Annotated in this window: 14 protein-coding genes; 12 read left to right on the top strand and 2 right to left on the bottom strand. The window is 42.9% G+C overall.

Annotation, left to right across the window (positions count from 1 at the left end; translation table 11 throughout):
• Positions 1-59 precede the first annotated feature (59 nt).
• The 7 genes from H509_RS0119035 (at position 60) to nagA (ending at position 9,110) form a co-directional block, all read left to right on the top strand.
• Positions 60-755 carry a response regulator transcription factor gene (locus H509_RS0119035; protein WP_028546482.1) on the top strand — a complete coding sequence of 232 codons (696 nt, stop codon included), beginning with the start codon at positions 60-62 and terminating at the stop codon, positions 753-755.
• A 1-nt stretch (position 756) separates the two neighbouring features.
• Positions 757-1,779 (top strand): sensor histidine kinase, encoded by a 1,023-nt coding sequence (locus H509_RS0119030; RefSeq protein WP_028546481.1) that lies wholly within the window; start codon positions 757-759, stop codon positions 1,777-1,779.
• Positions 1,780-1,871: 92 nt separating this feature from the next.
• A complete protein-coding gene (locus H509_RS0119025; protein WP_028546480.1) occupies positions 1,872-2,657 on the top strand; it encodes an ABC transporter ATP-binding protein in 786 nt (261 codons plus the stop codon).
• Positions 2,635-4,560, top strand: coding sequence for an FtsX-like permease family protein (locus H509_RS0119020; RefSeq protein ID WP_245596188.1), 1,926 nt, complete (start codon positions 2,635-2,637; stop codon positions 4,558-4,560). Before H509_RS0119025 ends, H509_RS0119020 begins: the two co-directional genes overlap by 23 nt.
• Positions 4,561-4,643: 83 nt before the next feature.
• A complete protein-coding gene (locus H509_RS0119015; protein ID WP_028546478.1) occupies positions 4,644-6,956 on the top strand; it encodes a fibronectin type III domain-containing protein in 2,313 nt (770 codons plus the stop codon).
• Positions 6,957-7,179: 223 nt separating this feature from the next.
• Positions 7,180-7,962 (top strand): DeoR/GlpR family DNA-binding transcription regulator, encoded by a 783-nt coding sequence (locus H509_RS0119010; RefSeq protein ID WP_028546477.1) that lies wholly within the window; start codon positions 7,180-7,182, stop codon positions 7,960-7,962.
• Between the two features lie 2 nt (positions 7,963-7,964).
• The gene (nagA, locus tag H509_RS0119005) at positions 7,965-9,110 is read left to right on the top strand and encodes an N-acetylglucosamine-6-phosphate deacetylase (RefSeq protein WP_028546476.1); all 1,146 of its coding nucleotides are present in this window, start codon (positions 7,965-7,967) and stop codon (positions 9,108-9,110) included.
• A gap of 128 nt (positions 9,111-9,238) precedes the next feature.
• Here nagA and H509_RS28040 read toward each other — a convergent pair whose 3' ends face one another.
• Positions 9,239-9,394, bottom strand: coding sequence for a hypothetical protein (locus H509_RS28040; protein ID WP_169450963.1), 156 nt, complete (start codon positions 9,392-9,394; stop codon positions 9,239-9,241).
• A 396-nt stretch (positions 9,395-9,790) separates the two neighbouring features.
• On the opposite strand from H509_RS28040, the gene H509_RS0118995 reads away from it, so the two are divergent.
• The 3 genes from H509_RS0118995 (at position 9,791) to H509_RS0118985 (ending at position 12,922) form a co-directional block, all read left to right on the top strand.
• A complete protein-coding gene (locus tag H509_RS0118995) occupies positions 9,791-11,347 on the top strand; it encodes an ABC-F family ATP-binding cassette domain-containing protein (RefSeq protein WP_028546475.1) in 1,557 nt (518 codons plus the stop codon).
• Between the two features lie 203 nt (positions 11,348-11,550).
• Entirely contained in the window at positions 11,551-12,321 is a 771-nt protein-coding gene (locus H509_RS0118990; RefSeq protein WP_028546474.1) for an ANT(4')-I family aminoglycoside nucleotidyltransferase, read from the top strand.
• A gap of 241 nt (positions 12,322-12,562) precedes the next feature.
• Positions 12,563-12,922: a winged helix-turn-helix transcriptional regulator gene (locus tag H509_RS0118985; RefSeq protein ID WP_028546473.1), complete on the top strand. Its 360-nt coding sequence runs from the start codon at positions 12,563-12,565 to the stop codon at positions 12,920-12,922.
• An 82-nt stretch (positions 12,923-13,004) separates the two neighbouring features.
• Here the strand turns inward: H509_RS0118985 and H509_RS0118980 are convergent, their stop codons facing one another.
• A complete protein-coding gene (locus tag H509_RS0118980) occupies positions 13,005-13,538 on the bottom strand; it encodes an NAD(P)H-dependent oxidoreductase (RefSeq protein WP_028546472.1) in 534 nt (177 codons plus the stop codon).
• Positions 13,539-13,886: 348 nt separating this feature from the next.
• Between H509_RS0118980 and H509_RS28220 the strand changes: the two genes are divergently transcribed.
• Both H509_RS28220 and H509_RS27790 read left to right on the top strand, forming a co-directional pair.
• Positions 13,887-14,030, top strand: coding sequence for a hypothetical protein (locus H509_RS28220; protein WP_211234357.1), 144 nt, complete (start codon positions 13,887-13,889; stop codon positions 14,028-14,030).
• A gap of 251 nt (positions 14,031-14,281) precedes the next feature.
• Positions 14,282-15,077 (top strand): collagen-like triple helix repeat-containing protein (locus H509_RS27790; RefSeq protein WP_169450962.1); only part of this gene is annotated, 796 nt, incomplete at its 3' end.

Below are 15,077 nucleotides of genomic sequence, written 5' to 3'. Positions count from 1 at the left end.
TGATTATCATTATAAAATTTATATCAGCGCGACAATCGCAGGAGGGGATGATGACCGTTATGGATTTAAACATTTTGATTATAGAAGACGATGCTGCTATTTTCAACTCCTTAAAAGAGAGGCTGGAGCAATGGTCGTTTCACGTCATGGGACCGGAGCGGTATGACGATGTCATGCACACTTTTATTAACGCGCAGCCTCAACTGGTCATCATTGATATCCAACTCCCGATGTACGATGGTTTTTATTGGTGTCGGGAGATTCGGGCGTTGTCAAACGTGCCGATTCTGTTTCTATCATCGCGTGATCATCCGTTAGATATGATTATGGCGATGAATATGGGGGCTGACGATTATATTCAAAAGCCGTTTCATATGGATGTACTGTTGGCCCAAATTCAAGCGATCCTTCGCCGAACTTATGCTTATGGAGAGGAAGCGATCGATCTGATCGAATGGAATGGCTCCATAATCGATATGAATCGAATGCTGATCCGTAAAGATGGACAGGACGTGGTGTTAACTAAGAATGAGTTCTTTATACTCATATTGCTAGTCAAGGCGAAGGATACCGTGATATCTCGTGATGAACTAATCCGCAAGTTGTGGGATGATGAACGTTTCGTTAATGACAATACGTTAACTGCGAATATTACTCGGCTGCGCCAAAAGCTAACGGTGTTCCAATTGGAGGATGCCATAGTCACGAAGAAAGGACTTGGCTATATGGCGGCAACGATAATAAGGGGGAAGTAACTTGTTAATCCGATATTTGGCTGACAGGACGAGCTGGATTGTTTTTTTTCTGCTTTCCTTGTTATTCGTCGATTTGCTCATTTGGATCGATCATGGTATTACGATCAGAACTGAATCGATACTTTATTTAAACTTGATGCTTATTTTGTCCATGACAGTGTTTGTAGGTTGGCGCTTTGGAAAAGAAATGAAATATGTGCGGATGATGTCAAATCTAGCTCAACAGATAGATGAAGATTGGATTGAAATGTTGCCGTCCCCTAAATACTACAACGAAAAAGCTACAAATCAGCTTTTGCAGGAAGTGGGTCGCTGGTATTCACGTAAACTTTCAGATAGCCATGCTGCCCAGTCTATGGAAAAAGATTATATTGCCGCCTGGGTACATGAAGTGAAAGCCCCGCTGACTGCTATGAAATTGATGATAGATACGCATAGGAGCCATCCAGAGCTGCGTAAAGTTGAATCAGAATGGCTCCGCATTCATCTGCTCATTGACCAACAGTTGTACATTTCACGTTTGTCATCGCTAGAGTCAGATTATAGATTGGAACAAATCGGGATTCAGCAGCTTGCTCTCCAGGAAATACGCGAGCTGGCTCCCTGGTGTGTGGAGAAAAATATAGCCGTCGAGATTGAAGGAGAAGAGGCTTTGGTTACGACAGACCATAAATGGTGCTGTTTCATCATTCGGCAATTGCTGACCAATGCGGTTAAATACAGCTACACAGGTGGCACAATATGGATCACAACTACAGTCACGCCAGATGGACATATCCAACTAATAATCAAGGATGAAGGGCCGGGTATTGCCGCCCATGACCTGCCTCGAATTTTTGATAAAGGGTTTACGGGGGAAAACGGAAGATTGCAAAATGCAGCAACCGGATTGGGGCTCTATTTAGCACAAGCTGTTGCGTTCAAAATCGGTATTACCTTAACAGTACAGTCGGATCTCCACATAGGGACAAAGATTGGAATGACGTTCTATTCACATCATCTGTTTGAACCTGTTCAGACATAACAGTTATGGGATCGACAATATATGGCTGACAATGTGTCTAAATGACCTGGTTCACTTAAATCAATATTGATTCAGAGTGGGGGGCAACGCGAATGATTCAGAGTGATATGAAAAAAACTGTGCTGCATGCGCAACAACTCCGAAAATCGTATGGTATCAAGGGTAATGTTCAGCAGGCACTCAGGGGTATCAATCTACGTATCGTGGAAGGCGAATTTGTCGGTATTATGGGACCGTCAGGGTCGGGAAAGTCGACGTTGATCAATGTGCTGGCGACAATGGATAAAGCGACGGCGGGAAAAGTAGTAGTCGAAGATGTCGACATCTCGACTATGAAAGACGCTGAACGCTCCACTTTCCGATGTAATAAGCTTGGATTCATCTTTCAGGATTACAATTTGCTTGACATGCTCACGGTGAAAGAAAACATTCTACTGTCCATATCACTTGGTAAAATGAAGAAAAAAGAAGTAGAGGCTAAATTTCAGCAAATAGCATCCGATCTAGGCATCCTAGAAATTGCCCATAAATACCCCCATGAAATTTCTGGCGGGCAGCGGCAGCGGACATCTGCAGCACGAGCTTTGATTCATGAACCTGCTCTACTATTTGCGGATGAGCCAACAGGTGCGCTAGACTCGAGAGCTGCCACCTCGCTATTAGAGATAATGGAGAAGCTCAATCGCCAGCGCAGCATTACCATATTAATGGTGACTCATGATCCAATCGCATCGAGTTATTGCAGTCGTGTCGTGTTTTTGAAGGATGGTATGGTGTATTCAGAATTATATCGTGGCAGCAAAACGCGACAAACTTTCTACACGGAGATTATGAACGTGCAGGCGGTGCTCGGGGGTGACCACGTTGACCCTGCGTGAACTGGTCATCCGTAGTATGCGGAGTAATATGAAACATAACTATCTATATTTTTTCGCGTTTATGATGAGTACTGCCCTATATTTTGTGTTTGCTACTTTGGCCAATGATTCTTTAATCATGGCAGCTACCTTCAAAGATATCGAGTTCGTTTTGTTACTTAAAGTGTCAGGCATTTTACTCGTTGCGATTATGATCATTTTCGTGATCTATGCAAACAACGTCTTCCTGATGAGACGCAGCAGGGAAATCGGATTATATCAGCTTGTTGGCCTTACCCGCAGGAGCGTGGGGCTGCTGCTCATAACGGAAAATGTATTACTTGGGATGGGGGCTCTATTCATCGGGATAACGAGCGGCGCGCTTGTGTCACGACTTTTTTTACTCATCCTATTAAAACTGATTGATAGTAAAAATGTACTCACCATCTCATTCTCCAGCTCAGCAGCAATTCAAACTGCCATTGTGTTTACTATACTCATCGCCCTTACACTAATACAAACGTTGTACAAAGTTTACTTCACTGCGCTTATAGAACTGCTTGAGGGGGAACGTCAAGGCGATCAACCAGTGCGACCTAGAGCAGTTTTGTCTTCTATGATGGGACTGCTCGGAATTGTATTGATCGTAGCGGCTTACCTGCTCTCCAATCAAACGCTCGGCCCAGCATTTCTATTACAAATACTGGTCATTCTCGCCTCGATCATTCTGGGAACTTATCTCGTATTTCGTGTAACGATTGGTTGGCTGTTCTACCAGATTCGTAGAATTAAGAATGGACAGCTTGGATTGAAAAACAGCTTATCACTGGCACCGATCATGCATCGGATGAAATCAAATGCGCTATCTCTTACGTTGATTACGGTTTTGTCTGCCATGACATTGACAATGGTAGCAATCGCTTACTCGCTTTACTACTCAGCCGAGAGTGAGGCTCGAGCTATGCTGCCATACGATTTTATTTTTGAAAATAATGAGCACGATGCAAATTCGTTTCGTGCTGAGTTGGAGTCGGCTGGCCTTACATTTGTACATCAACCAATTGAGGCTGTTCGACTAACAGGTAGATTTGGAACAGGGACGGAGGATAGACACAGCATATTGCTGCTTGCAGCAGAACAACTGCAAGCAAGTGGTGCCGATATTGTTGTACCGGGGCAAGGTGAGGCCATCTGGTATAGTGGCCTCAGGAAACTATTAAGCACGGAGCGAAATTTTAATTTTCCGCAGGTAGCTTATTTGGGAACATACGGGGGTTACGCCCTAATAAATGTGAGCGAAGGCATTAATCGTTATATGATGAACTTTAACGTGCAGGGCAGTCAATTGATCGTCTCCGAGGCGACGCTAGCAGATATTCGCCAGCTGATACCTATTGTTCCAGAACAGGAAATTGTTCATATTGATACTTATCAGATTGCGCTTATGAGTGATCGCGCAGCGGCTTCTGATTACTATGAGAGATATATTAAAGCAGACAAGTATAGACCGAGTTTCTACGCGTATTATAAGGACGCTCATCTAAAATTTGGACTCACCCTCTTTATTGCAGGCTTTCTTGGACTTGTTTTTATGACCGCGACAGGCAGCATCTTGTATTTCAAACAGATGGCAGAGGCGGAGCAGGAGAGGAATTGCTATACGATTCTACGGCAGCTCGGATTCGGGGAACGTGAAATGATAAGTGGCATTATCCGCAAACAGCTATTTGTGTTTGCAATACCGCTTGTAATCGGGCTTGTACATTCCTTCTTTGCCGTAAAAACAGTCTCAGCGCTGACGTTATCAGACATTTCCATTCCCGCAGCTATTGCCATGACGATCTATACGTTGGTTTACTTCGTGTTTGCGGTTCTTACTGTTCGTTATTATTCCGCTTTTCTTAATCTAAAATTTATAGTTTAAGTAAATAGATTAGGCATAACATAATAGTGTGATACCATCACTTTGAATGAAAATTTATATTTTATGAGGAAAGTAGGGAAAAAATGCAAATTAATTATGCTTGGCACAAGCAATGCTATCGATCAGTTGCCATGTTGTTAATGTTTGTGTTGTTATTCAACCCGTTAGCGTTTGCGGAGGAAGTGGAAGATCAGCCAGCGGTGGCTGCTGCTGAAATTGCAGCTAAGTGGGATTTTACGGGAATTAAAAACGACCCTGGAGTGTTTAATGCCACAGCTGGACTCTATAAAGATGCCTCCACGATCGTTCAAGAGATTGGGGGTAGTACAAGACAAGGGTTTACTTTGGATGAAACTGAGAAAAGTATTCGTTATCAAGGCTGGAACAATGGTAAAGACAAAAAAGCATGGGTTGCCACGCTTTCCACTAAAGGGCTAGAACAAATTACGTTATCCTCACAACAAAAATCCTCCTCAACAGGGCCACGAGATTTTAAAGTCCAAATCAGTACAGATGCAACAAATTGGAAAGACGTGAATAAAGGTACGCTTCTACTTGGAACCGATTACAATAGCGCAGCTTCACTAGTAGATACGGCACTACCTAACGAAGCCAATGATCAAGAGCGCTTATATGTTCGCTGGATATTAACCTCTAATACGAGCGTGTCAGGAGGCAGTTCAATCGGGAGCACGGGCTCTAGCAGAATAAGAGATATTGTGGTGAAAGGTGAACGCAAAACGCTAATTTCTCAAAAAACACCCCAGCTAGTAAATATGACATTTAACGGCGACCCCAAAACAAGTTTAGCCTTTGCATGGTACACATCGACAAACGTCACAGGGACAAAAGTGCAAGTTGTTGAGGCCACGGACGTAGTAAATGATATATTCCCAGAAACGAAAGCAAAAGTGTATACGGGAAGCTCCACAATTGTTGAGACATTTATGGTAAAAGGAGATCGATCTACGAAGAAAAAAGAAAAATTTGCAAGCCATAAAGTCATTGCTAATCAGCTCAAGCCAGGTACGTCGTATAAGTACCGTGTAGGTAACGGTGATGCTGATGGTTGGGGTCCTATTGGTTCATTTACGACCGATCAAGCGAATTATACCGATTTTCGCTTTGTTGTCGGCTCCGACTCGCAAGGCTCTAGCAAATCTACTTTTGAGCTGTGGCAAGATACATTCTGGAAAGCGATAGACCATATTGGCGATCCGAAGTTTTTTATTTTAACCGGAGATCTCGTCGATAATGGGGACTTGGAAACTCAATGGCAATGGTTTCTAGGCGTTCCACATCGAGAATTTGCTCAAGTTCCGTTTGTTCCCGTGCTGGGTGGACATGAAGTGAAAGACTACGATGGTGATGAAACAACAGACAACAACAACTTTTACAATCATTTCAATTTACCAAAAAGTGTAGTTACAGGCACTCATGAAGGTTCTGTTTACGCTTTTGAATATGGGGATGCGCTCTTTATGCAATTTAACTCCCAGTTCGAAGGAGCACTCAATAAAAAAGGGGAACTGGAATGGGTAGATCCTGAATTTAATGCTCAACTGGATTGGATGAGGAATCAAGTCGCAAAAACGGATAAGAAGTGGAAATTCGTATCTTTTCATAAAGGTCCGTATTCCTCAGGTGACAACGCAGGACAGTGGGAAGACAGTCGCATCCAATTTTATAAGAAATACTTGATACCTGTGTTTGATGAGATGGGTATAGATATCGTATTTGAAGCACATGACCACATGTATATGAGATCTTATCAAATGCTGAACGATAAGCCGATTAAAAACGTCGCAAAAGATGCCCAAGGGAATGTCGTTAATCCTCAGGGAACGGTGTATCTAATGACAAACTCTGTTGGCGGGAAATTTTATGAGAAATATCCTGGGTATAACGATTATTTTGCCGTTATTAATGCGCAGCCGTTTAAAAAAATGTTCACCGATGTCTCGATCACAAATGACATACTCAAATTTACGTCCTATACGGCGGCAAAAGGAGAAGGCGTGAAGAAATACGATGAGTACAGCATCAAACGAACTGACATTAAGCCTAATAAGGTGGAGCAAGCTAAAGTCAAGGTTGAAAGCGGTGGCACAGCCGTTATTTCATGGAAATCGCCCTCAAGTGCGACAGAATCTGTCAGAGGATTCAGGATTTATGAGCACGATGATAAAGTGAACAAACACTGGAGTGTTTATATTCCAGCAGTTGCAGGTCAAAGCGACTACAAATATACAGTAAAAAACGTTGATTCAAGCAAAAGCTATCAATTTGTTATAAAGGCAGCCGGTGTTCGAAATAATTCGGAGCCTGTTCTCGTCAGCACTAACGCAGCAGTTGGAGACATCGAAGTGCCTGTTAATCCAGTTCCCGTGAATTAATACACGAAAGCTGGCCTCTTACCTTGAACTCAGCAGTAACCTTAGCGCCTCCAAGCTGCTGAGGTTATTGCTGCTGAAGTTATTTGTCGTTGTCATGCAGATGGGAGCATCATAATGTCGATTCAGAGTGTTTAATTACTTATAAGTGCTTATTGTAATTATTTAATTACTTATATATACTTATTATATTAAGTAGCACACTTAACGAGGAGGTGCATCCCATTTGTTTCAAGAAGCTAGATTATTAAACATTCTTGATTACTTAAAGCAACATCATTCAATGAGTGTTGCAGAAATATGCTCGATATTCCAAGTATCCAGAGACACAGCCCGAAGAGATATAGTCAAACTGGTTCAAGAAGGAGTCGTCGTTCGGACGCATGGTGGAGTAGCCCTTCCCACGCTTCAGAAGGAACTGTCATCCTATCAGGATCGTCTAATAGAGGAATCTGGCAGTAAAGACGCTATCGGCAAGCTTGGAGCTAAGCTGATTCAGGATCATGAGACCGTATTTTTGGACGTATCAACAACTGTCCAATTTGTAGCGGAACATATTCAGGCGAAGCAGATTACCGCTGTTACACATTCAATTGATAATGTGAGTATTCTCTCCAAACGAGATGACTTGAGCATTTATGTACTTGGCGGCTATCTGCATACCCAAAACCGATTATTATATGGTCCTTCTGTTATCGATAAAATTGGTGAAATTCGTGCAGATAAGGCGTATATCGGAGCAACAGCGATTCAGCAAGACGGACTCTATTTTCCCTATGAAGATGATGTTCGAGTGAAGAAGGAAATGGCCAAGCAGTCAGATCAAGTGATCCTCATGGTGGATCATACGAAATTCGTGGCAAAGTCAAGATTTAAGCTAGACTTTGATTACGTGGATATTATCGTGACAGATCAGTCTATTTCCAATGAGATGAGAGAAGTATTAGATCAGAAAAATATTACACTGATTGAATGTACAATCCCTAATTCTAAGGATGGAGATGAATAGAGATGAACAACAAAATCATTCACCACGTTAACGTATTGCTCCCACATCAAATCCTGTCTTCCGCTACAGTTAGGGTTACAGATGGGAAGATAGAGCGTATTGAGACACAAGAAACTTTGCCATTCGACGAGGAATATGAACGGATAGATGGTAAAGGGATGTGGCTCATCCCCGGGATGATAGATGTTCATATTCATGGAGCCAATGGCTACGATATGATGGATGGCACAGAAGAAAGCATTCAAGAGGTATCTCTTACGTGTGCTGCAACTGGGTGCACTTCATTTTTAGCAACAACTGTAAGTTCCACGATGGATGATCTACTGAACATGATTCGCAGCGTGAAATCGGTGGTCGGCCGTGAGCGAGGGGCGAAGATCGCCGGCATTCACTTGGAAGGACCCTATTTGAACCCGCGACGTAAAGGGATGCAAAATGAGAAGTATCTTCGTCATCCTGACTTGGATGAAATGAAGCTTATTTTCCGTGAAGCAGGTTCGCTTATAAAAATGGTGACGATTGCGCCAGAACTGCCGGGTGGTTTAGAGCTTATTTCTTACTTGAAGGAGCAAGGAGTTGTAATTGCCGCTGCGCATTCTGACGCCACGTATGAGGAAGCAAAGGAAGCATTTGGGGCAGGCGCGAGTCATGTGACACATTGCTTTAATGGTATGAGACCTATTCATCACCGGGACCCTGGTCTGATCGTTGCCGCATTCGAGGAACCGCACGTAAGTCTGCAAGCGATTGTTGACGAAGTCCATCTTCATCCTGCAATCATCCGCCTGATGCATCGCATCAAAGGACCGGAAGGGATGGTGCTGATTACAGATGCGCTGCAAGCGATGGGAATGGGTGATGGCGAATATTGGTTTGGCGGCCACCATGTCACTGTATCCGATGGAATTGCAAGACTATCGGACGGCACTTTGGCATCGAGCACGGTAACGATGAATGAAGCGTTGCGACTAACCGTAGAGAATGGAATATCCTTTACAGATGCTGTACAAATGGCTTCAACATCGCCTGCTCGTATTTTAGATTTATCACATAAAGGGAAAATTGAAGTCGGCTATGATGCTGATTTTGTTCTCCTCAATGAGAAATATGAAGTACTATGGACAATGATTGGGGGACAACAGGTCTAATTAAGCTATGAAACAACTTCTTAAAAAAGGAGCAGTCTGTTCATGTGAACAGAACTGTTCCTTTTCTGTGAAATGCTAAGAAGTGCATACAAAAGAGCCACAGGATAGTGATTTACTCTAAGTAATGCTTATGCTTTAAAAGCATCTACAAATTTTTTTGCCTCAATCAATGACATACCTGTTTCTTTTCTTAAAAACTTCACCGTTTTAATCTCACCTATGGAATTCAATTTTTCTTTTACTGTGGCAATGAGTTTCTCGTTATAAATTTCAGTATAGTCCATTTTGCAACCCCCTTCTAGTTCATAAAATCTTATACGAATACGTAACCCTTTAGTTTCAAATGTACTTTACTACAACTAAAAATTCGTCATATGTAAAGCAACAATATCTACGAAAAGAGCCTAACTTTTAATAACATATATGGAAGCAAATCTAATCATGTGGTCGGTGCAAGTGCTGTTCTCGACAAAGATAAATAGGATTTTAAGGCAGTTGTTTGAGCGTTATAAATAAGGCATTGGTAAAAAGGGGGAGGCATTGTCCAAGAGATACGGGACATAGAAAAGTGTGCGTAGTAATCGAAATAAACGCAGTCATCGCCAAAGCAAGCATTGAGTTCTAGTCTCTCCAACGTTTATAATGTTCTAGTACAAAGTATAAAAGAAAAGGTGTCATGAATGAGCATATTAAACGTAGAACGACTAAGTCACGGCTTCGGAGACCGTGCAATCTTTAAGGACGTGTCTTTCCGCTTGCTAAAGGGCGAGCACATTGGATTAATTGGCGCCAACGGCGAGGGCAAGTCCACATTTATGAATATTATTACTGGGAAGCTGCAACCTGATGAGGGCAAGGTGGAATGGTCCAAGCGCATGCGGGTTGGTTACCTGGATCAGCACGCCGTGTTAAGCAAGGGCTTGACGATCCGTGATGTTTTGAGAGGTGCCTTCCAATATTTATTTGACCTGGAACAAGAAATGAACGACATGTACGGCAAGATGGGGGATGTCACGCCCGAAGAGCTGGAGAAGCTGCTAGAGGATGTAGGTACAATTCAAGATACGTTAACGAATCAAGACTTCTATCTGATTGATGCCAAAGTCGAAGAAACGGCTCGTGGACTCGGACTGAATGATATTGGTCTGGACAAAGACGTAAATGACCTGAGTGGCGGTCAACGCACCAAGGTGCTGCTGGCAAAGCTGCTGTTGGAAAAGCCGGACATCTTATTATTGGACGAGCCCACTAACTATCTCGATGAGCAACATATCGAATGGCTAAAGCGTTATTTGCAAGCTTATGAGAACGCCTTTATTCTCATTTCGCACGATATTCCATTTTTGAACAACGTTATTAACTTGATTTATCATATGGAAAACCAAGAGCTGAACCGTTACGTTGGTGATTATGATAAGTTCCAGCAAGTGTATGAAATGAAGAAGCAGCAGCTGGAGTCTGCTTATAAACGTCAGCAGCAGGAAATTTCTGATCTGAAAGACTTCGTTGCTCGTAACAAGGCAAGTGTAGCGACACGCAACATGGCGATGTCCAGACAGAAGAAGCTCGATAAAATGGAAGTCATTGAGCTAGCGAAGGAAAAGCCACAGCCGCAGTTCAATTTCAAGGATTCACGTGCTTCAAGCAAGCTCGTATTTGAAACAAAAGATCTCGTCATTGGTTACGATGAACCGTTGTCAAGACCTTTGAATCTCCGTATGGAGCGGGGCCAGAAGATTGCTTTTGTTGGGGCGAACGGAATCGGGAAGACGACGCTGCTGCGCAGTATTCTAGGTGAGCTTCCAGCGATCTCGGGTGCTGTTGAGCGCGGAGACAATCTGGATATCGGTTATTTTGAACAAGAAATAAAAGATACGAACTATAACACGTGCATCGAAGAAATCTGGAACGAGTTCCCTTCCTTCTCCCAGTTCGAGGTACGTGCAGCGCTCGCAAAATGTGGCCTTACGACGAAGCATATTGAGAGCAAAATTGCTGTACTGAGCGGTGGGGAGAAGGCTAAAGTTCGCCTCTGCAAGCTCATTAACAGAGAAACCAATTTGCTCGTACTGGATGAGCCGACGAACCATCTCGATGTTGATGCGAAGGAAGAGCTGAAGCGTGCCCTCAAAGCTTACAAAGGCAGCATTCTGCTTATTTCTCATGAGCCTGAATTTTATCGGGATATCGTGACTGAAACATGGAACTGCGAATCTTGGACGACAAAAGTTTTCTAAAAATGCACTTAAAGCTGGTTTTATCGCCTATAAGGGATAGCGCCAGCTTGTTTTATAGTGGCTGACCATCGTAAAATACGAGAAACATGATGGATGGGAGTTGTGTTTATGTATCCCGATCAAGTTCCCCGTTAAGCTCGTGATCCTCCATTCATCCGTTTGTATTCACTCACTTCACATCAATCAAAGGGAGAGTTATACAAATGAACAGCAATGGACCTGTAGAAATTTCGCGAAGCGAAAGACTTTTAACCTGTCAGGCAATTGAGACAAGACTCCATGAAGCATATCAGGAGCAAATATGTGCAATAGGGATCTACGGATCTGTCTCCCGTGGGACAGACGGGCCATTTTCAGACGTGGAGATGTTTTGTGTACTAGCGGCATCCAGTGAAGACGTACAATTTAGTCATGAATGGTCTGCGGGACCGTGGAAAGCTGAAGTGAACGTAATTAGTTCTAATGTCCTGTTGGAAGCAGCTTCCACCGTAGAAGGTGACTGGCCGCTGACACATGGTTGTTATTTTGCACCGCTTTCTCTTTATGATCCAAATGATTTCTTTCCACTACTAAAAGAAGCGGCACAATCGCCAACAAAGGAAGACTTCACAAAGGCAATCAATGAGGTTCTTGTAGGTGAAATGTATGAATTTATCGGAAAGCTAAGAAATGCACAGGCAAACGGTTCCTATACCTATCTGCCGTACTTGGCCATGCAGTTTGCCCAATACGGAGCCATGTTGATCGGACTGCACAATCAGTACACATATTCCACAGGGGCAAGCGTATGGCCTGAATCTATGGAATTACCTCATCGTCCAGCAGGATACGACAACGTTGCAAGACTAGTAATGTCTGGGGAGTTGTCACATCCGGCGAACATTGTAGCAGCCTGTGAAACTTTTTGGAGCGGTCTTACAGCCTGGGCAATTGAACATCAATATGTGATTCATACAGAACGTATTCCATTTTGATCGTATGTAATGTCTCTGCATGATTGCTTATGATAGAACATAGTCAACGATAACACTTTTTGAGGCTGCGACTGCTTCCTAGTTTTGTACTGGGAAGCGGTCGTTTGTTCATTTTTGTTTGTCATCGATGCTTTCTCACATCTTTTACATAAGTTTGAACATACAGCTGAGAATCACATGTAAACCATTTGCAGCTTAACCTTATTTATAGGATGTATTTATTTAAAGGAGGGTGGAACTAGTGCGCAATACCTGTGTTCCTACTGGCGTAGAATTAAAAAATACCGGCTTTGGATATACGTTGTCCTTAATAGGCGGTAAATATAAAATGATCATTTTGTATTGGTTAGCTGAAAATAAGGTTATGCGGCATAATGAGCTGAAGCGAAGTATTGGCATTATTTCTTTTAAAACGCTTAGCATGATGTTAAAGGAACTGGAGTCAGATGGGCTTATTAATCGTAAGGAATTTCCTCAAATCCCTCCAAAAGTGGAATATTCATTAACAGAACGGGGGCAAACACTTATCCCCTTGTTAAACATGATGTGTGAGTGGGGTGAAAATAACAGATGGTCAAAGCAGGAGGATATGCAGCAGTAGTTATTGGTATTTTTAAACACGCAAAAAGAAGTATTCCTTGAACAGGATATACTTCCTTTTGTGGCCTGATCAATCTGTCTTATTACAAATTGTCAACAAAATTCAAATAGTCTTGTGCGCTTTTGTCCAATTCGCCAGTATGCGGCTCAAAACTTTCCGTTCCATAAAATGCAAAGAACGAGCGATAGTCTGCATTGCAGTAGCGGAAAGAAGTTTCAAAAGGAGATAATAACTGTGCGAGCGTATACTGATATTTTCCCTCTTCACGATAATCTTCTTTCTTAATCCCCGCAGATACAGCTAAAGCAGCTTTGCGATTTTTTAATTTATCGCCTCCATTTGACCCATATGCCCAACCATAAGCAAATACATCATCAAGCCATTTTTTCAGTAGAGGAGGGCTGTTAGACCAATAAATTGGAAACTGTAGTACAAGATTATGATGCGCTTCAATTAATTGTTGTTCCCTTTCAACTTCGATGTTTCCGTCAGGGTACACTTTATGCAGTTCGTGTACAGTATACTTTTCTGGATATTTTTTAAGTTCTTCTACCCACCGTTTATTAATGATAGATGTTTCGATACTAGGGTGTGTGACGATAACTAGCGTTTTCATAAATTCTCTCCTCCTTTGTACTATTACATCTTGAGTATACGGAGAAGACTATATATATGTAAGTATGCACTTTTAGTACAGATACTTACATAAAGGTTAGTGTCATGTGGTCAAATCCTATTGTTCTCTTTCTTCAGTCAACAAGGTATAGATATATCACTTACTTTACTTGGAAACTAACAACATCGATGAATGCGTTATTTACATATACGCTGACTACCTGTATTTATACTCCCTTAAGCTATTAGAGGTACTACTATTACTATCTCATCTATGGCACGCAAGTTACATTGTGTTATAAATTCATTTGTTATGGCTGCTAGCGAGAAAGACCGAATCACTGATACCATGCAGAAACTTACACCCATTGGCATACCACTAGTTCCTGACCCACCTCAATCTAAATTACGTGCTGTTGATCAAAATGGTAATTACAACCCTTCGCTGCATAGTGAAACAACAATACCTGATTTCAGCAAGCAGCTCTTTTAAATCCCTAAGTACAGTGAATCGATGTATCACTACAATTACAGTAGAGGAGGTAACTAGTACTATGGTGACTTTGATGGCAACGCTACCAAATTTATAGCTGAGAAATTTAAGTCACTAAACATTAATATATCATTAATATTTTATGCCATTAGATAAATGTGGATATATGTAATAATTTCGAACTTAACCAATAATAATACATATGATAAATCTACGAGAGATAATATAAACGTAGAGGTAGGTGGTTAAATATGTCGCAAGCAAATCTTCCAAACATAACACCAACTATCACATTATCAAGAGAAGATGCATTAAACTTATTGTTAGCATCAATTGCCATAGAAGAACTTAGCCTCGGGCATGTCATTAACGCTGAAGCCGAAAAAATACAATATGCGATTGGTACTTTACCAGGATTAACAATACCAGCAACGATTAGCGATCTGTTATCAATCGATAATAGTGTACAAAATACATTAAAGATGGCCCTCAAAACGGAGATGCTCTTAGAATCTAAACTTAATAACATTTTGTCAGCTCCTGTATTAACAGGACCAACGGGAGCAACAGGAGCGACTGGACCTGCGAGTGGACCAACTGGGGCGACGGGTTCTACTGGAGCAACAGGAGCGACTGGAGATGTTGGGGCGACGGGTTCCACCGGAGCAACAGGAGCGACTGGGAATGCTGGGGCGACGGGCTCCACCGGAGCTACGGGAGCGACTGGGAATGCTGGGGCGACGGGTTCCACCGGAGCAACGGGAGCGACTGGGGGTGCTGGGGCGACGGGCTCTACTGGAGCCACAGGAGCGACTGGGAATGCTGGGGCGACGGGTTCCACCGGAGCAACAGGAGCGACTGGGAATGCTGGGGCGACGGGCTCCACCGGAGCTACGGGAGCGACTGGGAATGCTGGGGCGACGGGTTCCACCGGAGCAACGGGAGCGACTGGGGGTGCTGGGGCGACGGGCTCTACTGGAGCCACAGGAGCGACTGGGAATGCTGGGGCGACGGGTTCCACCGGAGCAACAGGAGCGACTGGGAATG

Source organism: Paenibacillus taiwanensis DSM 18679 (assembly GCF_000425125.1).
Taxonomy (GTDB): Bacteria; Bacillota; Bacilli; order Paenibacillales; family Paenibacillaceae; genus Paenibacillus_B; species Paenibacillus_B taiwanensis.
Note: the sequence above shows the minus strand (reverse complement) of the source record. Positions and strands in the feature narration are given on the sequence as shown.

What these genes read in the sequence shown, in the direction of transcription:
- H509_RS0119035 (WP_028546482.1), top strand. Translation starts at nt 60, where the DNA reads ATGGATTTAAACATTTTGATTATAGAAGACGATGCTGCTATTTTCAAC.
- H509_RS0119025 (WP_028546480.1), top strand. Translation starts at nt 1,872, where the DNA reads ATGATTCAGAGTGATATGAAAAAAACTGTGCTGCATGCGCAACAACTC.
- H509_RS0119015 (WP_028546478.1), top strand. Translation starts at nt 4,644, where the DNA reads ATGCAAATTAATTATGCTTGGCACAAGCAATGCTATCGATCAGTTGCC.
- nagA (WP_028546476.1), top strand. Translation starts at nt 7,965, where the DNA reads ATGAACAACAAAATCATTCACCACGTTAACGTATTGCTCCCACATCAA.
- H509_RS28040 (WP_169450963.1), bottom strand. Translation starts at nt 9,394, where the DNA reads ATGGACTATACTGAAATTTATAACGAGAAACTCATTGCCACAGTAAAA.
- H509_RS0118995 (WP_028546475.1), top strand. Translation starts at nt 9,791, where the DNA reads ATGAGCATATTAAACGTAGAACGACTAAGTCACGGCTTCGGAGACCGT.
- H509_RS0118990 (WP_028546474.1), top strand. Translation starts at nt 11,551, where the DNA reads ATGAACAGCAATGGACCTGTAGAAATTTCGCGAAGCGAAAGACTTTTA.
- H509_RS0118980 (WP_028546472.1), bottom strand. Translation starts at nt 13,538, where the DNA reads ATGAAAACGCTAGTTATCGTCACACACCCTAGTATCGAAACATCTATC.
- H509_RS28220 (WP_211234357.1), top strand. Translation starts at nt 13,887, where the DNA reads ATGCAGAAACTTACACCCATTGGCATACCACTAGTTCCTGACCCACCT.